Source organism: Planomonospora sp. ID91781 (assembly GCF_015711595.1).
GTDB classification, from domain to species: domain Bacteria; phylum Actinomycetota; class Actinomycetes; order Streptosporangiales; family Streptosporangiaceae; genus Planomonospora; species Planomonospora parontospora.
Genome location: NZ_JABTEY010000002.1, coordinates 1233381 through 1251816 on the forward strand (window position 1 = coordinate 1233381; position 18436 = coordinate 1251816).

16 protein-coding genes are annotated in these 18436 nt (G+C 72.6%); 3 read left to right on the top strand and 13 right to left on the bottom strand.

Translation table 11 applies throughout. From position 1 onward, the window contains the following. The first annotated feature begins 5 nt into the window (after positions 1–5). Entirely contained in the window at positions 6–506 is a 501-nt protein-coding gene (locus HS048_RS24840; RefSeq protein WP_196468833.1) for a hypothetical protein, read from the top strand. A gap of 176 nt (positions 507–682) precedes the next feature. Here the strand turns inward: HS048_RS24840 and whiA are convergent, their stop codons facing one another. From whiA to uvrA, 7 genes are all read right to left on the bottom strand, one after another. Continuing rightward, the gene (whiA, locus tag HS048_RS24845) at positions 683–1663 is read right to left on the bottom strand and encodes a DNA-binding protein WhiA (protein WP_068899020.1); all 981 of its coding nucleotides are present in this window, start codon (positions 1661–1663) and stop codon (positions 683–685) included. 93 nt (positions 1664–1756) lie between these two features. Then, positions 1757–2725, bottom strand: coding sequence for a uridine diphosphate-N-acetylglucosamine-binding protein YvcK (gene yvcK, locus HS048_RS24850; protein WP_084008584.1), 969 nt, complete (start codon positions 2723–2725; stop codon positions 1757–1759). Beyond that, entirely contained in the window at positions 2722–3594 is an 873-nt protein-coding gene (gene rapZ, locus HS048_RS24855; RefSeq protein WP_084008583.1) for an RNase adapter RapZ, read from the bottom strand. The genes yvcK and rapZ overlap by 4 nt, the downstream gene beginning before the upstream one ends. 112 nt (positions 3595–3706) lie before the next feature. Next, a complete protein-coding gene (gene uvrC, locus HS048_RS24860; protein ID WP_068899018.1) occupies positions 3707–5734 on the bottom strand; it encodes an excinuclease ABC subunit UvrC in 2028 nt (675 codons plus the stop codon). Between the two features lie 130 nt (positions 5735–5864). Continuing rightward, the gene (locus tag HS048_RS24865; RefSeq protein WP_068899016.1) at positions 5865–6344 is read right to left on the bottom strand and encodes a Rieske (2Fe-2S) protein; all 480 of its coding nucleotides are present in this window, start codon (positions 6342–6344) and stop codon (positions 5865–5867) included. A gap of 173 nt (positions 6345–6517) precedes the next feature. Next, positions 6518–6943 (bottom strand): Rieske (2Fe-2S) protein, encoded by a 426-nt coding sequence (locus HS048_RS24870; RefSeq protein WP_084008582.1) that lies wholly within the window; start codon positions 6941–6943, stop codon positions 6518–6520. Positions 6944–7129: 186 nt separating this feature from the next. Next, entirely contained in the window at positions 7130–9970 is a 2841-nt protein-coding gene (uvrA, locus tag HS048_RS24875) for an excinuclease ABC subunit UvrA (protein ID WP_196468834.1), read from the bottom strand. A 270-nt stretch (positions 9971–10240) separates the two neighbouring features. On the opposite strand from uvrA, the gene HS048_RS24880 reads away from it, so the two are divergent. Both HS048_RS24880 and HS048_RS24885 read left to right on the top strand, forming a co-directional pair. Then, positions 10241–11044 (top strand): maleylpyruvate isomerase family mycothiol-dependent enzyme, encoded by an 804-nt coding sequence (locus HS048_RS24880; RefSeq protein ID WP_196468835.1) that lies wholly within the window; start codon positions 10241–10243, stop codon positions 11042–11044. Beyond that, complete coding sequence (locus tag HS048_RS24885) at positions 11041–11682, top strand: MBL fold metallo-hydrolase (protein ID WP_068899008.1); 642 nt, start codon at positions 11041–11043, stop codon at positions 11680–11682. Before HS048_RS24880 ends, HS048_RS24885 begins: the two co-directional genes overlap by 4 nt. 90 nt (positions 11683–11772) lie before the next feature. Here the strand turns inward: HS048_RS24885 and pssA are convergent, their stop codons facing one another. From pssA to HS048_RS24915, 6 genes are all read right to left on the bottom strand, one after another. After that, positions 11773–12603 (bottom strand): CDP-diacylglycerol--serine O-phosphatidyltransferase, encoded by an 831-nt coding sequence (gene pssA, locus HS048_RS24890; RefSeq protein WP_084008581.1) that lies wholly within the window; start codon positions 12601–12603, stop codon positions 11773–11775. Continuing rightward, entirely contained in the window at positions 12590–13201 is a 612-nt protein-coding gene (locus tag HS048_RS24895; RefSeq protein WP_068899004.1) for a phosphatidylserine decarboxylase, read from the bottom strand. The genes pssA and HS048_RS24895 overlap by 14 nt, the downstream gene beginning before the upstream one ends. Before the next feature lie 164 nt (positions 13202–13365). Further along, complete coding sequence (locus tag HS048_RS24900) at positions 13366–14358, bottom strand: TerC family protein (protein WP_068899003.1); 993 nt, start codon at positions 14356–14358, stop codon at positions 13366–13368. A gap of 405 nt (positions 14359–14763) precedes the next feature. Further along, a complete protein-coding gene (locus HS048_RS24905; RefSeq protein ID WP_196468836.1) occupies positions 14764–15858 on the bottom strand; it encodes a glycosyltransferase family 4 protein in 1095 nt (364 codons plus the stop codon). Next, positions 15851–17569 carry a murein biosynthesis integral membrane protein MurJ gene (murJ, locus tag HS048_RS24910; RefSeq protein ID WP_196468837.1) on the bottom strand — a complete coding sequence of 573 codons (1719 nt, stop codon included), beginning with the start codon at positions 17567–17569 and terminating at the stop codon, positions 15851–15853. The genes HS048_RS24905 and murJ overlap by 8 nt, the downstream gene beginning before the upstream one ends. Next, positions 17566–18432, bottom strand: a complete 867-nt coding sequence (locus HS048_RS24915; RefSeq protein WP_196468838.1) for a hypothetical protein — start codon at positions 18430–18432, stop codon at positions 17566–17568. Before HS048_RS24915 ends, murJ begins: the two co-directional genes overlap by 4 nt. Positions 18433–18436 lie beyond the last annotated feature (4 nt).

The following is an 18436-nucleotide window of genomic DNA, read 5'->3' on the forward strand; positions in this document are numbered from 1 at the left end:
CTGCAATGACCTCCACCTCCAGATCCGGAAGCGGTCTCGTCCTCGGCTCCGTCGCCGGCCTGGTCGCCGCGCTCGTGGGCGCCGCCGTCTACGGCGCCGTCATCGGCGTCACCAACTACGAGATCGGCATCGCCGCGATCGGCGTCGGCGTCCTGGTCGGCCTGGCGATGATGGCCGTCCGCCCGACCAGCCCGGTGCTGCCCGCCCTGGCCGCGGTGTTCTCCTTCGCCGGAGCCGGTCTCGGCGTCTTCATCGGCTACGCCTGGGAGCCCTTCGTCAACCCCGGAGGATCGCCCCTCAGCGAGCTCCTGCCCATGGCCCAGGAGTTCCCCGACCTCGTCGCCCAGGATCCGGTGACCCTGCTCTTCTGGGCGATCGCCGGCGCCGCGGGCTTCAGCTTCGTGAACAGCCGCGTCAAGGCCGCCCGGGAGTCCCTGGCCGCCCCGTCCTCCCCGCAGCAGGACGAGGCGCCGGTGGACTACTTCAAGCCGCACAACCCGGCGTAGTCCTTCCGCGCCTTCCGGACCCCGGTCCCGGACATGACGAGAGCCGGCGCCCCGACCCGGGCCCGGCTCTCGTCATGTCCGGGACCGTCACGCGGCGGCGCCCGCCGTCACCGCCCGCCCCGCGCACCGGCCGCCCGTCGTCCCGCGGTGGCGGCGCGCCCGCCGTCGCGGGGCGGTCAGGTGGTCAGCATGTCCACCGTGAGGTTCGCCTCGGTGCTGGGCACGCCCATGTCCTGGGCGCGCTTGTCCGCCATGGCGAGCAGGCGCCGGATCCGGCCGGCGATGGCGTCCTTGGTCAGCGGCGGGTCCGCGAGCTGGCCGAGCTCCTCCAGGGACGCCTGCTTGTGCTCCACTCGCAGCCGGCCGGCGATCACCAGGTGCTCGGGCGCGTCGTCCCCCAGGATCTCCAGGGCCCGCTGGACCCGCGCGCCCGCGGCGACCGCGGCCCGGGCCGAACGGCGCAGGTTGGCGTCGTCGAAGTTGGCCAGGCGGTTGGCCGTCGCGCGCACCTCCCGGCGCATGCGCCGCTCCTCCCAGGCCAGCACGCTGTCGTGGGCGCCCAGCCGGGTCAGCAGCGCGCTGATCGCGTCGCCGTCGCGGACCACCACCCGGTCGACGCCGCGCACCTCGCGGGCCTTGGCGTGGATCTTCAGCCGCCGGGCGGACCCGACCAGCGCGAGGGCCGCCTCCGGTCCCGGGCAGGTGATCTCCAGCGACATCGAGCGGCCCGGCTCGGTGAGGGAGCCGTGGGCCAGGAACGCGCCGCGCCAGGCGGCCTCGGCGTCGCAGGTGGCCCCGGCGACCACCTGGCGCGGCAGGCCGCGGACCGGGCGGCCGTGGTTGTCGATCAGCCCGGTCTGACGGGCCAGGGCCTCGCCGTCGCGGTAGACCCGGACGACGTAGCGGGAGCCCTTGCGCAGTCCGGCGGGGGCCAGGACCAGCACCTCGGCCTTGTGGCCGAACACCTCGCCGATGTCCTTGATGAGCCGCCGCGCCGTGACGTTGGTGTCCAGCTCCGCCTCGATCACGATCCGCCCGCCCACCAGGTGCAGCCCGCTCGCGAACCGCAGGAGCGTCGACACCTCGGCCTTCCGGCAGCAGGGTTTCAGGACCGGCAGCCTGCTCAGCTCGTCCTTCACCACACCTGTCATCGCCATGCGCGTTCGTCCTCCCCCATGTGAACCCCCTGCGGCCCGAGATACATCAGGCTCACAGAAGTTTCTCGCACTCCTGGGCCGGGCTTACCAGGATCAACGCTTCTCATGGAAAATCTCGTCCAGGACCGAGGCAAGACGTCGTGCATCGTGCCTCGGCGAGCCGTCGGCGGCCGCCACGTCGGCCAGCACGAGGCGTCCGCCCAGCGCGGCGGCGGCCTTCTCCAGCTCGTCCCGGTCGTCGACCACGCCGGTGTCGGCCAGCACCACGTCGATCTCCAGGGCGGGTGCGTGCCGCCGCAGCACCTCCAGGTGCTGCTGGGGGGAGAAGTCGTCGGTCTCCCCCGGCTGCGGCGCGAGGTTCAGCGTGACCAGGCGCCGGGCCCGGGTGGAGTGCAGGGCGTCGGCCAGCTCGGGCACCTTCAGGTGCGGCAGGACGCTGGTGAACCACGAGCCGGGGCCGAGGACGACCCAGTCGGCGTCCAGGACCGCCCGGACCGCCTCCGGGCAGGCCGGGGGGTCCTCCGGGACCAGCGAGATGGCCCGGACCCGGCCGGGGGTCAGGGCGCAGGCCACCTGGCCGCGCACCGTGCTGATCTCGCCGTCCAGCTCGACCTCGGCGGCGATGTCCAGCGGGACCGAGCACATCGGCAGCACCCGGCCGTGCGCGCCCAGCAGCCGCCCGAGCCAGTCCAGCCCGGCGACCGTGTCACCGAGCTTCTCCCACAGCGCCACGATGAGCAGGTTGCCGACCGCGTGGCCGTGCAGCTCGCCCTCGCTGCGGAACCGGTGCTGGACGACCTCGCTCCAGGTGTGCCCCCACTCGTCGTCTCCGCACAGGGCCGCCAGGGCCATCCGCAGGTCTCCCGGGGGCAGCACGCCCAGCTCCCGGCGGAGCCGCCCGCTGGACCCGCCGTCGTCGGCCACGGTGACGACGGCCGTCAGCTGCGAGGTGACCCTGCGCAGCGCGGAGAGCGAGGCGTAGAGCCCGTGCCCCCCGCCCAGCGCCACGGCCCCGGGTCCGCCCCCCGGCCCGCCCGGCCCGCCGTTGAGACCTCCGGTCACTCGCGGCCCACATCCCGGTGGCTCACCTGCACGTCCATGCCGCCCCGGTCGCGCAGGCGCGCACCGATCTGCTCCGCCATGGCCACGCTGCGGTGCTTGCCGCCGGTGCAGCCGACGGCCAGCGTCGCGTAGCTCTTGCCCTCGCGGGCGTATCCGGCGGAGATGATGCCGACCACCTCCTCGTAGGCGTCGAGCAGTTCCTTGGCGCCCGCCTGCTCCAGGACGTAATCCCGCACGGCGGCGTCGGTCCCGTTCATCGGGCGCAGCTCGGGCACCCAGTGCGGGTTGGGCAGGAAGCGGCAGTCCACCACCAGGTCGGCGTCCACGGGCAGGCCGTACTTGAACCCGAACGAGACCACGTTGACCCGCAGGCCCGGCCGGTCCTCGCCGCCGAAGAAGGCGACGATCTTGCCGCGGAGCTCGTGGACGTTGAGGTTGGAGGTGTCGATGACCAGGTCGGCGTTGGCCCGGACGTCGCGCAGGATGCCGCGTTCGCGGGCGATCCCGTCGACCAGGCGGCCGTCCCCCTGAAGCGGGTGGGGACGCCGGACGTTCTCGAACCTGCGGACCAGCCCCTCGTCGCTGGCCTCCAGGAACACCACCCGTACGGCGACGCCGCGCCCGTCCAGCTCCTCGATCGCGGCGTTGAGGTCGGTGGTGAAGGCGAGGCTGCGCACGTCGACCACCGCGGCCACCTTGTCTGCGGCCAGCTTGACCCGCCCGGCCTCCTCGGCCATGGCGAACAGCAGCCCCGGGGGCAGGTTGTCGATGACGAACCAGCCCAGGTCCTCCAGTGCCTTGGCCGCCGTGCTCCGTCCCGCCCCCGACATGCCGGTGACGATGACGAACGCGGGCTCCCGCTCTCTCACGCGTCCTCCTCCGCCGGCCGCGGGCGCGACACCGCCGCGCCCATGGCTCGCTCGTTCACGTGCCCTCCTCCGCCGGCCGCGTGAACGACACCGCCGCGCCCGTGGTCCGCTCTCACGCTGGGTTCTCCCCCTTCAACGCCGACACGATCGCCTCAGCCGTCGCAGGGCCGATCCCGGGAACCTCGCGGATCTCGGCGGCGGTCGCCTCCCGCAGCCGTTTCACCGATCCGAAATGCTTGATCAGAGCCTGCCTGCGCGCCGGACCGAGCCCGGGGACCTCGTCCAGGGCGCTTTCCCGCACGCTCTTCGACCTCTTCGACCGATGGTAGGCGATGGCGAACCGGTGGGCCTCGTCCCTGACCCGCTGCAGCAGGTAGAGGGCCTCGCTCGCCCGGGGCAGGATGACCGGCAGGTCCTCGCCGGGGAGCCACACCTCCTCCAGCCGCTTGGCCAGGCCGCAGACCGCGACGTCGTCCACGCCGAGCTCGTCGAGCGCCCGCTGGGCGGCCGCCGCCTGGGCCGGGCCGCCGTCCACCACGACCAGGTTGGGCGGGTAGGCGAACCTCCGCGGCCGGCCCGTCTCGGGGTCGATGCCCGGCGCCGGCTCCGGTCCGGCGTCCGGAGCGGCGGGCGCCCCGGTGCCGGCGCCGTCCGCGGCTGCGGGGAGGGCGGGTCCTCCGCCCGGTCCGGCGTCCGGTCCGTCACCGGGCCCGGCCTCCGGTCCGGGGTCGAGCTCGCCGGTGGCCGAGCGCTCCTCCAGGTAGCGCTTGAACCTGCGCGAGATCACCTCGTGGATGGACGCGACGTCGCCCTCGGCGGAGCGGACGGAGAACCTGCGGTATTCGCTCTTTCTGGCCAGGCCGTCCTCGAACACCACCATCGAGGCCACCACGTTGGTGCCCTGCAGATGGGAGACGTCGTAGCACTCGATGCGCAGCGGCGCCTGGTCCAGGTCGAGCGCGTCGGCGACCTCCTGCAGCGCCCTGCTCCGCGTCGTCAGATCGCTGGCGCGCCTGATCCGGTGCTGGTTCAGGGACTCCTTGGCGTTGCGCTCGACGGTCTCCATCAGCGACTTCTTGTCGCCCCGCTGCGGGACGCGGATCTCCACCCGGGCCCCGCGCCGCTCGCTCAGCAGCTCGGCGAGCGCCCCGGCGTCCGGCGGCAGGGCGGGCACCAGCACCTCCCGGGGCAGCGCCTCGGGAGCGGCCTCGCCGTACATCTGCAGCAGGAAGTTCTCGACCAGCTCGCCGGGGCCGGTCTCCTCGACCTTGTCGACCACCCAGCCCCGCTGGCCCCGCACACGCCCCGCCCGGACGTAGAACACCTGGACGGCCGCCTCCAGCGGGTCGTCCGCCAGCGCGACCACGTCGCAGTCGATGTTCTCGCCCAGCACGACGGCCTGCTTCTCCATCGCCCGCTGCAGCGCCTGGACGTCGTCCCGGAGCCTGGCGGCCCGTTCGAACTCCTCCTCGGCGGCGGCCTGGCGCATCTCGCCCTCCAGCCGCCTGATGAACCGGCCGGTGTTGCCCGCCATGAAGTCGCAGAAGTCCTCGGCGAGCGCGCGGTGCTCCGCGGCCGTGACCCTGGAGACGCACGGCGCCGAGCACTTGTCGATGTAACCCAGCAGGCAGGGCCGGCCGATCTGGGCGGCGCGCCGGAACACCCCCGACGAGCAGCTCCGGATCGGGAAGACCCTCAGCAGCAGGTCGACCGTCTCCCTGATCGCCCAGGCGTGGGAGTAGGGGCCGAAGTAGCGGGTGCCCTTGCGCTTGGCGCCGCGCAGCACCTGGACGCGGGGGAACTCCTCGCCCATCGTGACCGCGAGGTAGGGGTAGGACTTGTCGTCGCGGTATTTGACGTTGAACCGCGGGTCGTACTCCTTGATCCAGGAGTATTCGAGCTGGAGCGCCTCGACCTCGGTGCCCACGACCGTCCAGTCGACGCCGGCCGCGGTCGTGAGCATGGTCTGGGTGCGCGGGTGCAGTCCCGCGAAGTCGGCGAAGTAGGAGTTGAGCCGCTGGCGCAGGCTCTTGGCCTTGCCCACGTAGATGACCCGGCCTCCGGCGTCCCTGAACCGGTAGACGCCCGGGGACTCGGGGATCGACCCCGGCTTCGGCCGGAAACTCGCCGGACCGTGCACAGATCTCGCCACGTCCCGAAGCCTATCGGGCCCCACCGACAGGGAGTCCTGCCCCGCCGGGCCCGCGACCCGTCGTACCGGCACCCCGGCCGCCCCTCGCCGGGGACACCGGTACGGCGGACCGCACCGGTCAGGCCAGCGTGATCGAGTCTCCGTCGACCTTGATGGCCTTCTCCTCCAGGGGCTTGTTGGCGGGGCCGTTGGTGACGGACCCGTCGGTGATGCTGAACCTGCTGTTGTGGCAGGGGCAGACGATGTCGGTCCCCTCGACTCCGCCCACGTCGCACCCCTGGTGGGTGCAGACGGAGCTGAAGCACTTGAACTCCCCCGCCTTCGGCTGGGTCACGACGACCTTCGCGTCCTTGAACACCTCGCCGCCGCCCACGGGGATGTCGGAGGTCTTGGCCAGCGCGTTCGCCGCGGAGTCACCGGAGCCGGCCGCCGTCTCCGAGCCGGTCTCCGCCGCTGACGGGGCCGCCGACGGGGCCGCGCTGGAGGAGCCCGCGTCGTCCGCCGTCGGCTCGCCGTAGCCGGAGCACGCGGTCAGCACCGCGGCGAGCCCCGCCCCTCCCGCACCCAGCATCACCGCACGCCGTGTCGTGTCCGTCATGGTCACCCTCCCAGGGGTCCGCATCCGTATCCGCGCCCATGGCCGGCCGGGGGCGCCCATGGCCGTCCCCGGCCGTCCCCGGCCGTCACTCCGATGCGGGCCAGCATGCCGTACCGGGCATCAGGAGACTGTGAAGATTTACACCTTGGCCGCAGCCCTGCGGAGACTCCGTCTCAGACCATGACGATGCCGTCGCCCTCGACCCTCAGCGCGAACTCGGCCAGGGGCGCCTCGGCCGGGCCCTTGAGGCATTTTCCGGAGACGGCGTCGAACTCGCTGCCGTGGCAGGGGCAGCGGATGACGCCCTCGGCGGGGCGGCTGACCGCGCAGCCCCGGTGCGGGCAGCTCGCGCTGAACGCCTTGAACACCCCCGCGGTCGGCTGGGCGATCACGATCTTCCACTTGGTGAGCACCATGCCCCCGCCCACCGGGACGTCGGCGACCTTCGCGACGACCTGACCCTTGACGCCCGGCGGTACCACGGCCGGGCCGGGCGGCCCGGCGGCGCAGCCGGCGAGCGCCGCACCGCACGCCACGGCCCCCGCGGCGCCGATCACGTGCCTGCGCGTGGGCATGGCGGAACCATCACTGCTGCTCATTGCGGCCCTTCTCGCAACGTCCCCCGTCCAAACCGGGCTCCGCCTCAAGGGTATTGAGGCGGGAGCCCGGTCCCGAATCCGGGTTTGCGGTGTCCGGCGAAGGGGAACCGCGTCCCGCACCCGGACACCGCACCCGGAGCCGCGGCTCCAGCGGGGCCCGGGGTCCTCGGCGGTCCGCAGGCGCTCTCAGCCGCCGAGGATCTTGCGCAGGAAGCGGCCGGTGTGGCTGGCCTCGACCAGTGCGACGTCCTCCGGCGTCCCGGTGGCGACCACGGTCCCGCCCCGGGAACCGCCCTCGGGGCCCATGTCGATGATCCAGTCCGCGGTCTTGATCACGTCCAGGTTGTGCTCGATGACGATGACCGTGTTCCCGCCGTCCACCAGCTTGCCGAGCACGCCGAGCAGCCGGCGGATGTCCTCGAAGTGCAGGCCGGTGGTGGGCTCGTCCAGCACGTAGATCGTCCGGCCGGTGGAGCGGCGCTGCAGCTCCGCGGCGAGCTTGACGCGCTGCGCCTCGCCGCCGGACAGGGTGGTGGCGGGCTGGCCCAGCCGGACGTAGCCGAGGCCGACGTCGTTGAGCGTCTGCAGGTAGCGCCGGATCGACGGGATCGCGTCGAAGAAGCCGAGGGCCTCCTCGATCGGCATGTCGAGCACCTCGGAGATCGTCTTGCCCTTGTAGTGGACCTCCAGGGTCTCCCGGTTGTAGCGCGCCCCGTGGCAGACCTCGCACGGGACGTACACGTCCGGCAGGAAGTTCATCTCGATCTTGATGGTGCCGTCGCCCGAGCAGGCCTCGCAGCGGCCGCCCTTGACGTTGAAGCTGAACCGGCCCTTGGCGTAACCGCGGACCTTGGCCTCGGTGGTCTGGGCGAACAGGTCGCGCACCTTGTCGAAGACGCCGGTGTAGGTCGCCGGGTTCGAGCGCGGGGTGCGGCCGATCGGCGACTGGTCGACGTGCACGACCTTGTCGACCTGGTCCATGCCGTTGATCCGCGAGTGCCGGCCGGGGACCGTGCGCGCGCCGTTCAGCTCTTTGGCCAGGGCGCTGTAGAGGATGTCGTTGACCAGGGTGGACTTGCCGGACCCGGAGACGCCGGTGACCGCGGTGAACACGCCGAGCGGGAACTCCACGTCCACGCCCTGGAGGTTGTGCTCCCGGGCGCCCTTGACGGTGATCTGCCGCTTGCGGTCGCGCTTGCGGCGCGCGGACGGGACCGCGATGCTCCTGCGGCTCGACAGGTAGGCGCCGGTCAGCGACTCCTCGGAGGCCAGCAGTTCGGAGACCGTCCCGGAGACGACGACCTGCCCGCCGTGCTCGCCCGCGCCGGGGCCGATGTCCACCACCCAGTCGGCGGCGGCGATGGTGTCCTCGTCGTGCTCGACCACGATCAGCGTGTTGCCCATGTCGCGCAGCCGGATCAGCGTCTCCAGCAGCCGCTGGTTGTCCCGCTGGTGCAGGCCGATGGAGGGCTCGTCGAGCACGTAGAGCACGCCGACCAGTCCCGAGCCGATCTGGGTGGCCAGCCGGATGCGCTGGGCCTCGCCGCCGGCGAGGGTGCCGGCCGCGCGGTCCATGGTCAGGTAGTCGAGGCCGACGTCCAGCAGGAAGCCCATCCGGGCGTTGATCTCCTTGACCACCCGCTCGGCGATCTGCATGTCCCGGTCGGAGAGCTTCAGGCCGGCCAGGAACTCCGCGCAGTCGGCGATCGACAGGGAGGCCACGTCGGCGATGGAGCGGCCGTCGACCGTGACCGCCAGGGAGACCGGCTTGAGCCGGGCGCCGTTGCAGGCGGGACACGGGATCTCCCGCATGTAGCCTTCGTACTTCTCCCGCATGCCGTCGCTCTCGGACTCGGCATGCCGGCGCTGCACCCAGGGGATGACGCCCTCGAAGGTGGTGTAGTAGGAGCGCTCGCGGCCGTAGCGGTTGCTGTAGCGGACGTGCACCTGCTCGTCGTGGCCGTGCAGCAGCGCCTTCTGCGCCTTCTTCGACAGGCGCTCCCAGGGGGTGTCGAGGTTGAAGCCCGTCGCCTTGCCGAGCGCCTCGACCAGCCGCTCGAAGTAGTCGCTGGTGTGGCCGCCCGCCCAGGGGGCCAGCGCGCCCTCGCCCAGGGTCTTCTCCGGGTCGGGCACGACCAGGTCGGGATCGACCTCCATCCGGACGCCCAGGCCGGTGCAGTCCGGGCAGGCGCCGAACGGCGAGTTGAAGGAGAACGAGCGCGGCTCCATCTCCTCGAACGACAGGTCGTCGTAGGGGCAGTAGAGGTGCTCGGAGTAGAAGCGCTCCCGGTTCGGGTCGTCCTCGGGCAGGTCGACGAACTCCAGCGTGATGGTGCCGCCCGACAGCTGCAGGGCGGTCTCCACCGAACCGGTGAGGCGGCTGCGCGAGCCCTCCTTCACCGAGAGCCGGTCGACGATGACCTCGATGTCGTGCTTCTCGTACTTCTTCAGCTTCGGCGGCTCGTCGAGCCTGATCACCGCGCCGTCGACCCGGGCCCGGGCGTATCCCTTGGCCTGGAGCTGGCCGAACAGCTCGGTGTACTCCCCCTTGCGTCCGCGGATCACCGGGGCGAGCACCTGGAAGCGGGTGCCCTCCGCCAGCTCCATCACCCGGTCGACGATCTGCTCGGGGCTCTGCCTGGCGATCGCCCGGCCGCACTTCGGGCAGTGCGGCTTGCCGACCCGCGCCCACAGCAGCCGCAGGTAGTCGTAGACCTCGGTGATCGTGCCGACGGTCGAGCGCGGGTTGCGGCTCGTCGACTTCTGGTCGATCGACACCGCGGGCGAGAGGCCCTCGATGAAGTCGACGTCGGGCTTGTCCATCTGCCCGAGGAACTGGCGGGCGTACGCCGAGAGCGACTCGACGTAGCGCCGCTGGCCCTCGGCGAAGATGGTGTCGAAGGCCAGGCTGGACTTGCCCGAGCCGGAGAGCCCGGTGAAGACGATCAGCGAGTCCCGCGGCAGTTCCAGCGAGACGTCCTTGAGGTTGTGTTCACGTGCGCCACGCACGATGAGGCGGTCAGCCACAGCAGTCCCGACATCGGTGTAGAGGGTTGAGAAGCGGTCGCGGGAAGACTAGCGACGGGGTCCGACAGTTTCCCGCCGGCGATCTCGCCCGGCGGTCTCCCGGCGCGGGCGCCCGGAACCCGGGGCTCCCCGCTCGCCCCAGAGTACGGCCTCCGCCCGCGCCCGACGGGCCGCTTCCCGTTTCAACCGCGTGAACCGGTTCTTTTATGCCCGGGCATGGCGCCGCCGGGGATGTTGGCGCGGCCGCCGCCGCAATGATGGAGTAGGGGAATGGATCTGCTAGAGAAACTTCAGGCCGAGCTCTCGGCCTCGACGGAGCGCCTCCTCGGCACCGCGGCCTCCTTCTCCGACGCCGACGTCCCGCAGCCCTCCCGCCTTCCCGGCTGGACCCGGGGCCACCTGCTCACCCATCTCGCCCGCAACGCCGACAGCCTGGTCAACCTGACCGAGTGGGCCAGGACGGGCGTCGAGACCCCGCAGTACCCCGACCCGCAGAGCCGGGAGGCCGAGATCGAGGCGGGCGCCGCCCGCTCCGCCAAGGAGCAGCTCGCCGACCTGGAGGAGAGCTCGGCGAGGTTGGCCGCCGCCTTCCGGGGCCTGCCCGCCGAAGCCTGGTCCGCCATGGTGAGCGGGACCCGGCCGCCCGAGCACCCGGCGTGGTACGTCCTGGTCCGCCGGCTGCGCGAGACGGAGGTCCACCACGTGGACCTCGGCGCGGGTTACACCGCGGCCGACTGGCCCGAGGCGTTCGTGCGCCGGGAACTGCACGACGCGATGGTGTGCTGGCCCAGGGAGCAGAGCCCGGTCAGCGAGATCGTGGTGGAGGAGACGATAGACGACTACCTGCACCACCAGGTCTGGCGCGACCTGGGCTCCGGCCCGGTGGTCCAGGGCGACCCGTGGGCGCTGCTGTGCTGGGTCACCGGCCGCACGCAGGGGGGCGGGCTCAGGGTGATGCCGGAGGGGAGCACGGGCAACCAGCCCTCGGCCGGGCCGGTGCCCGCACCGCCGCCATGGCCGGGCCAGTCCGCGCCCCCCGGTCTTCCCCGGACGCCTCCCGAGGAGTACCCGTGACCTACACCGGCGACGTGCACGTGGGCGGTCCCGCCGACGTGCGGGAGCTGCCCGCCCTGACGATCTCGAAGCTCGCCGTGGGCCCGTTCGACAACAACGCCTACCTGGTGCGCTGCAACGACACCGGCGACGGGCTGCTGATCGACGCCGCGGCCGAGGCCGACCGGCTGCTGGAGCTCATCGGCGGCATGCCCATCAGCAAGATCGTCACCACGCACCAGCACGGTGACCACTGGCAGGCCCTGGAGGAGGTCGCCGCGGCCACGGACGCCATGGTGATCGCCCACCCGCTGGACGCCCCGGCGCTGCCGGTCCCGGCGACCCTGACGGTCGAGCACGGCGACGGGGTCACCGTCGGCGTGGTCAGCATGGAGGTCATCCACCTGCGCGGTCACACGCCCGGCTCGATCGCCCTGCACTACAACGGGCACCTGTTCACCGGCGACTCGCTCTTCCCCGGCGGGGTCGGCAACACCAACAAGGACCCGGAGCGCTTCGAGCAGCTCTTCACGGATGTGTCCGAGCGGATCTTCGACCGCTTCCCGGACGAGACCTGGGTCTACCCGGGCCACGGCAGGGACACCACGCTCGGCGCCGAGCGCCCCTCCCTGCCGGAGTGGCGCGCCCGCGGCTGGTAGGACACCCGTACCGCCCCGGCCTGCGGGGCCGGCCGGACGTAGGACGAGCGGTCCGGTCCCGCGGCGCGCGCCGCGGGACCGGCAGGCGCGTCAGCCGACGCGCTCGGACTCCTTGCGCTCCTTGCGCTGCTCCCGCTTGAACATCAGGATGCGCAGCGGGATCGCCGCCACGATCGTTATCTGCATGACGGCGCCGACCTTGATGAGGGTGTCGCCTCCGGCCAGCCCCGCGGCCCAGATGGTCAGGCAGGCAACGTTGATCATCATCCAGGCGAGCACCACGGCCGCCACGTTCCCCTTGGGCTTGGGGTATTCGATCCGGCTCACCATGAGGTAGGCGATGCCGAAGATCGGCAGCACGGCCCCGACCGACGGCTCGAAGAGCAGCACGATCGCGATCACGGTCATGGCGCCCATCGGGATGGGCAGGCCCATGAAGTCGCCGCTCTTGGTCTTCACGCAGGCGAAGCGCGCGAGCCGGATGACACCGGCCAGCAGCACCGACGCCGCGGCGGCCATCACCATCAGGAACGGCACCCGCGGGTTGAACCCGCCCCAGATGACCACCATGAACGCGGGGGCGAAGCCGAAACTGATCACATCCGCGAGGTTGTCGAGCTCGGCACCCATCGCCGAGGCGCGGAACCGCCGGGCCACCAGGCCGTCGAACAGGTCGCAGGTGGCGCCGAGCAGCAGCAGCACCACCGCGGTGCCGAAGAACTGCGGGTTGGCCTCGAACTTGCTGGTCTGCTGCAGGGAGGTGATCGCCGACCAGGCGAGCACGCAGACGGCGAGGAAGCCGCAGAGCGCGTTGCCCAGCGAGAGCGAGTCCGCCGCCGAGAGCCGGAACGCCTTGCCGACGGGACCCTGGGGCTCGTCGTCCGCCCCGCCCATCGACCAGCCCGCGTCAGCCGCGGTCAAGGCCGGTCACCCCTGCGACGGTCTTCTGCCCGACGGAGACCGCGGGAGCGATCCCCTCGGGGAGGTAGACGTCCACTCGCGAGCCGAACCGGATCAGCCCGATGCGCTCGGCCCTGGCCACCTTGGCTCCCGCCGCCAGGTAGGGCACGATGCGGCGCGCGACCGCGCCCGCGATCTGGACGAGCTCCAGGTCGCCGAGCGCGGTGTCCAGGTGCCACACGACCCGCTCGTTCTTGTCGCTGTCCTTGTCGAAGGCGGGCAGGAACCCGCCGGACACGTGCTCCACCGAGGTGACGGTGCCGGCCAGCGGCGCGCGGTTGACGTGCACGTTGAGCGGGCTCATGAAGATGGCCACCCGGGTGCGGCCGTCCGGCCACGGGTCGATGCTCTGCACCACGCCGTCCGCGGGCGACAGGATCCGCCCGGGACCGGGCGTGCGCTCCGGGTCTCGGAAGAACCAGAGCATGCCGCCGGTGAGCGCGGTCAGCGGGACCGCCGCCAGCGCCCAGCGCCTGTCACGGCGGCTGAGCAGCGAGGTCACGGCAGAGGCCGCCACCGTCGGGAGCAGCCACGGAGAGACGCCACGCGCCAGCCGCATGCGGCCTGACGGTTGGCTTGCTGAATCGTGGGACACAGGGAACCTTTTGTGATGTCTTGCGGCGTTAGACCGGTATGTCTACCCGCTCTGGGGGAGGATGCTACCGATCTCTCAGCCCTTTTACGGCGCGACGAGACAAGCAAAGCGCCTTCCGCACCAATCCGCTAGACCTGCTTGCTCTCCGCAGAGGTGGCGATTTGGTTGCCCTTGCGCACATCACGCCGCGACTTGGCCAGGCTGGCCACGGTGGTGATCACCATGGTGACGCCGATGACCGACAGCGACATCCAGATCGGCACCTCGGGTGCCCACGAGACGCCGCTGGAGTGCAGCGCCTCGAGAATCAGCTTAACCCCGATGAACCCGAGGATGAACGCCAGGCCGTAGCTGAGGTAGACCAGCCGCTGCAGCAGGCCGCCCAGCAGGAAGTAGAGCTGGCGCAGCCCCATCAGCGCGAACGCGTTGGCGGTGAAGACGATGAACGCGTCGGTGGTGAGACCGAAGATCGCCGGGATGGAGTCGAGCGCGAACAGCAGGTCGGTCGTGCCGATGGCGATCATGACGATCAGCATCGGGGTGACCAGGCGCTTGCCGTCGATCCTGACGAAGACCTTCGAGCCCACGTAGTCGTCGGTGTGCGGCAGCGCCCGGCGGGCCCAGCGCAGGACCGCGTTCTCGGTGAACTCCTCGTCGTCGTGGCCGTGCTGGCGGACCAGCTGGACCGCGGTGTAGATGAGGAAGAGGCCGAAGATGTAGAACAGCCAGCCGAAGTTCTGCAGGGCGGCGGCGCCGACGGCGATGAAGATGCCGCGCATGACCAGCGCCAGCAGGATGCCGACCAGCAGCACCTTGTGCTGGTGGATCTTGGGCACCGCGAAGCGGGTCATGATGATGTAGAAGACGAAGAGGTTGTCGATGCTCAGGCTGTACTCGGTGAGGTAGCCGGCGAAGAACTCCCCTGCGGGCGTGGGCCCCGCGAAGATCCACAGGACGACGCCGAAGACGGCGGCGAGGGTGACGTAGAAGCCGACCCAGAAACTCGCCTGCCGCATGGAGAACTCCCGGGGCTCGCCCCGGTCGACGATCCACAGGTCGAAGGCGAGGACCAGGAGAAGACCGCCGATCACGGCGATCCAGGCCCACGTGGGTACAGTCATGTTCTTGTTAACCCTCCGGCGCGCATGGCTGAATGCCGGAGGTCTCTCCCGCCCGGCACGGATCGCATCTGCGGATCACGCGTGGACCGACAGCCCCGGGGGCCTCGTGGATCGAGGCGGCACCGTGATGACGAGACTGTCACGAAGGGATACTCCCCCCCTAACCAAGCCAGTATAAGGATCCGGCTGGGTGGCACCTAATCCAACCCATGAGCAGGGGCGCTTGTTCCCGGTTTCTTGAAATTCGCCCGTTTCGAGCACCACTCTTGAGAGCCTCCGTCCCTGCTCCCCGGCCGCTTCTCCGCCCGGGCTCCGACCGACACCACGGCCGCGGCAGACCTCCGGTGCCGCATCCAGCGCCTCCTGTCGACACCGCGACCCGCGGCAGACTCCCAGCGCCTCCTGTCAACGCCACGACCCCCGGTAGACCTCCAGCGCAGCGTCCAGCGCCTCCTGCTCCCCCGGCAGTTCGCGGCCCCGCCGGACGGCCTCCCCTGCCAGCCTGCGGGCGAGCCCGTCGTCGCCGAGCACCCGGGCGACCGCGTCGGCGAGCGCGGCGGCGTCGCCGTACGGCACCAGCAGCCCGCCCTCACCGACCATCCCGGGGATCCCCCCGACGGCGGTGGCGATCACCGGCGTGCCCGACCGCAACGCCTCCTGCACGCTCAGCGGCTGCCCCTCCCACCTGCTGGGCACGACCAGCGCCCGTGCCACCCCGAGCAGGTCGGCCACGTCGTCCCGGTTGCCCAGCAGCCGCACCGGCAGCCCCTCCCGGTCGATCCGCCGCTGCAGCCCCTCCCGGAGCGGCCCGTCGCCCGCGACGAGGAACAGCGCCCGCGGCGACGGACCGGAGGCGAGGCGGGCCACCGCGTCGAGGAGCGTCTCCAGCCCTTTCTGCTGGGCCAGCCTGGCGACGGTCAGGAAGACCGGCAGGTCCCCCGCGCCGAGTCCCGCCCGGACCTCCTCCGGTGACCGTCCCGAGGCGGCCAGGACCGGTGCGGGGACCACGGCCGCCGTGACCCGCCGTGCCCCCAGCGCGGTCATCCGCTCCCCCAGGTCGGGCGAGACCGCCAGGACCCGGTCGGCGCGGCGGGCGACGATCGTCTCCAGCACCCGGTAGACCGCGCCGATCGCGCCTCCGGCCGTGGCGGCGTTGTGCAGGGTCACCGCCAGGGGCGTGCCGGTCCCGCTCAGGGCCAGCGCCGCCAGCGCGCCCGCCCGCAACCCGTGCGCGTGCACGGCGTCCGCCCCCCGCAGTCCCCGCAGTGCCCGTACGGCCCGCAGGTCCCCGCCCGGGCGCGGCCGGTCGGAGATCGGCACCGGCACGAACCTGGCACCGAGCCGCGCGAACCCGAAGACCGCGTCCGTATCGGGCGGCCCGGCCACCACCACCCGGCAGCCCCGGCCGAGCAGCCCGCCGGCCAGCATCGCCACATGCCGCCCGACCCCGCCCGCGCTGGTCCCCAGCACGAGCGCCACCCGCGTCCCCGTCTCAGCCATCGGCCCGTTCCCTCCCGTCTCCGCGGGGCGCCCCGCCCGCGGACCGTCCACCCGCCGCACCCGGCTCGCCGCCGCGGGACTTCCCGGCTCCGGGCAGCCGGGCGAGCAGTGCCCTGGCGTCCGGCCCGTCGACCGCCGCGGCCACGGCGGCGAACACCGCCGCGGCGGCCAGCGCGGCCCCGGTCCCGGTGACCGGGCACATCCACTTCGGCACATCGGAGAAGGCCGTCGCCACGGCCAGCCCGGCGCCGTACCCCGCGCCCCCGCCCGCCAGCGCGGCGAGCAGCGCGCGCCACGTCCCGGCGAGCGCCGCGGCACCCCGGGCCCGCAGCACCGCGCCGGCCAGCAGCACGCCGCCGGCGGTCATCCCGATCGTGCTGCCCAGCGCCAGCCGCCCCACCACGTCGGCCGGGTCCTCCGCCGTGCTCGCGAGCACGGTCTGCGCGACCAGCGCCACGGCCCATCCCGCCACCGAGGCGAGGGCCGCCGAACGGCCCCGGCCGCAGGCGTACAGCACCCGGGCCAGGTGGAACACCAGCGCGTAGCCGATCAGCCCCGGCGCGAACAGCGCCACGGCCTCCGCCATCTCCCCCGGTCTCCCGCCCTCACCGCCCGGGGTGTCCTCCAGGAAGAGCCGGGAGACGGGCAGGGCGACCGCGGCCATCACGCCCGCCGACAGCCCCATCGCCAGCACGATGATCCGCGTGGTGGAGGCGGCCAGCGCGTCGAAGCCCGAACGGTCCCCGTCGGCCGCGCGCACGGACAGCGTGGGGAAGGAACTGGTCGCCACCGGTACGGCGAGCACCGCGAACGGCAGCTGGTACAGCGCCCAGGCGTAGGTGTAGAAGGTGATCCTGCCCTCTCCGCCGAACTCGTTGGTGAGCACGACCACGACGGTCAGCGCGACCTGCTGGGCGACGAGCACCGCGAGACCGGCCGTGGCCAGCCGCCTGGCCTGGGCGGCCACGCCCGGCGGGAAGGAGAGCGCCGGGCGCAGCCGGAGCCGGAGCCGGGCCACCGGGCCGATCACGGTCAGCACCATCACGGCGGCCGCCGCCGTCGCCCCGAGCGAGAGGGTCAGCTCCCCGGCCGGGTCCAGCGCGCCCAGGTTCCCGGCCGCGTCCCCGTCGAGCCGGGCGAACAGCAGGTGCGAGGCGACGATGACCAGGCTGGAGACCAGCGGCGCGAGGGCGGGTCCCATGAAGCGCCGGTGCGCCTGGAGCACGCCGTACAGGACGACGGCGAGCCCGAAGAAGATCACCCGGGGGGCGAAGACGACCAGCATGCGCGTGCCGACCTCGACGACCTGCACGGCGTCGCAGCCCTCCGGCAGCCTGACCAGCAGGGCGACGACCGGCCCGGCGAGCACCGCGACCAGCAGGGTCAGCGGCACCAGGGCCAGCATCGTCCAGGTGAGCAGCACCGAGGTGATCCGTCCGGCCTCCGCCCTGGCCCGGGGATCGTCACCGGACCGGGCGGCCGCCGAGGCCAGCACCGGCACCACCATGCCCGCCAGCGCGCCCCCCGCCACCAGTTCGAAGACGATGTTGGGCACGTAGTTGGCGGTGGTGTAGGCGGTGCCCAGGCACGCGTTGCCGACGGTGTGCGACTGGACGTAGTACCTGCCGAAGCCGGCGATCCGGGCCGCGACGGTCACCGCTCCGATGAGGAGCGCCGCTCCCGCGACCCCCTGACCGATCCTCGTGGTCATCGGTGGCCGGGCGCCTGCTCCACGGGGCGGCGGCCGAGCATGTCGATCCTGTGGAGCACGGGGTTGCCCGCGATCACCCTGGTGAAGCTGATCTTCTCCGAGGCGGCGGTCAGCGCCACGACCGTGCCGAGCACGGCCAGGCGGCCCGGGCGGCCGAGGGTGACGGAGGCGGCCAGGCCGAGCAGCGCGCCCAGCGCGTTGGCCCCGGCGTCGCCCAGCATCGCCCGCTCGCCCAGGTCCTCGGGCAGGAGCGCGGCGGCCGCGCCGAGCGAGAGCGCGGCCAGTCCGGCCCGGACGGGGTCGTCGCGCCGGACCGCGGCCGCGAGCAGCGGCGCGCCGCAGAGCAGCCCGACCTTGATCGCCCGGCCGGGGCGCAGGTCGAAGAGGTTGGCCAGGTTCGCGCTCCCGGCGACCAGCGCGCCGTTGACCACCGTGTCGGCGACGCCCCGGGAGGTCAGCGCGGCGGCGGCCAGCCCGGTCGCGCCGATCCCGATGATCTTCACGGCGCCGCTGGTGACCTCGCCCTTGGACAGGGCGGTCAGGTGGCCCTTGAACCCCTTGGAGGACGTCACCCCGTACAGGTCGTCGTAGCCGCCGAACCCGCCGCCGCCCGCGACGGCCAGCAGCGCGGCCGCGCGCAGCCGTACCGGGAGGCCGGGGAGCACCGCGGCCGCCGTACCCGCGCCCGCGACGAACGCGGGCCCTTCGAGCAGCGTGATCGGCTCGCCCCGGTGGTTGGTCCGGTTCCAGGTCTCCGCGTCGCCGACCGGCGGCCTGCGGGTGAACGCCGCATAGGCGGCCCGGGCCGCCGCGGCGCCGAGCACGGCACCGGCGAGGGCTCCGAGAAGAGCGCGACGAGCCATCGGA

What these genes read in the sequence shown, in the direction of transcription:
- HS048_RS24840 (WP_196468833.1), top strand. Translation starts at nt 6, where the DNA reads ATGACCTCCACCTCCAGATCCGGAAGCGGTCTCGTCCTCGGCTCCGTC.
- whiA (WP_068899020.1), bottom strand. Translation starts at nt 1,663, where the DNA reads ATGGCGATGACAGGTGTGGTGAAGGACGAGCTGAGCAGGCTGCCGGTC.
- HS048_RS24865 (WP_068899016.1), bottom strand. Translation starts at nt 6,344, where the DNA reads ATGACGGACACGACACGGCGTGCGGTGATGCTGGGTGCGGGAGGGGCG.
- HS048_RS24870 (WP_084008582.1), bottom strand. Translation starts at nt 6,943, where the DNA reads ATGAGCAGCAGTGATGGTTCCGCCATGCCCACGCGCAGGCACGTGATC.
- HS048_RS24880 (WP_196468835.1), top strand. Translation starts at nt 10,241, where the DNA reads ATGGATCTGCTAGAGAAACTTCAGGCCGAGCTCTCGGCCTCGACGGAG.
- HS048_RS24895 (WP_068899004.1), bottom strand. Translation starts at nt 13,201, where the DNA reads ATGCGGCTGGCGCGTGGCGTCTCTCCGTGGCTGCTCCCGACGGTGGCG.
- HS048_RS24900 (WP_068899003.1), bottom strand. Translation starts at nt 14,358, where the DNA reads ATGACTGTACCCACGTGGGCCTGGATCGCCGTGATCGGCGGTCTTCTC.
- HS048_RS24905 (WP_196468836.1), bottom strand. Translation starts at nt 15,858, where the DNA reads ATGGCTGAGACGGGGACGCGGGTGGCGCTCGTGCTGGGGACCAGCGCG.
- murJ (WP_196468837.1), bottom strand. Translation starts at nt 17,569, where the DNA reads ATGACCACGAGGATCGGTCAGGGGGTCGCGGGAGCGGCGCTCCTCATC.
- HS048_RS24915 (WP_196468838.1), bottom strand. Translation starts at nt 18,432, where the DNA reads ATGGCTCGTCGCGCTCTTCTCGGAGCCCTCGCCGGTGCCGTGCTCGGC.